Consider the following 436-nt stretch of genomic DNA (forward strand, 5'->3'; position numbering starts at 1 on the left):
GTGGAGGTGGCTAAATCTGCCCGCAGAGCCTTTCCCTTTCCCGTGCGGGCTCTTCACGTGGACTCCACCAGCTTTCACGTCCACGGGGTGTACGGGAGCGGGGAAGAGGGCCAGACCGATACGGGGGACGAGCCCCTGGTCATCCGCCTCACCCACGGCTACAGCCGGGACCACCGCCCAGACCTCAAGCAGTGGGTGATGAACCTGATCTGCGCCGATACCGGGGGGATTCCCCTGCTCTTCGCTCCTGGGGATGGGAACCAGTCGGATCAGGAGGCCTTGGTTCCCCTGCTGGCGCGCTACCGCCAGGGCCTGGAACTGGGGGAGGTGGTGGTGCTGGACGGGGCCAGCTACAGCCAGGAGAACCTGGGGGCCCTGCGGGGGTTCTCCTGGGTCATGCGGGTGCCGGCCACCCTAAAGGAGGCCAGGGCCCTGC

The 436-nt window shown here is 67.4% G+C and carries 1 protein-coding gene; it reads left to right on the forward strand.

Annotated elements, in window-relative coordinates:
• The coding region (locus tag L0D17_RS14060) for an IS1634 family transposase (RefSeq protein WP_243095716.1) at window positions 1-436 on the forward strand (436 nt) is incomplete at both ends.

The organism is Thermus thalpophilus, from assembly GCF_022760915.1.
Taxonomy (GTDB): Bacteria; Deinococcota; Deinococci; order Deinococcales; family Thermaceae; genus Thermus; species Thermus thalpophilus.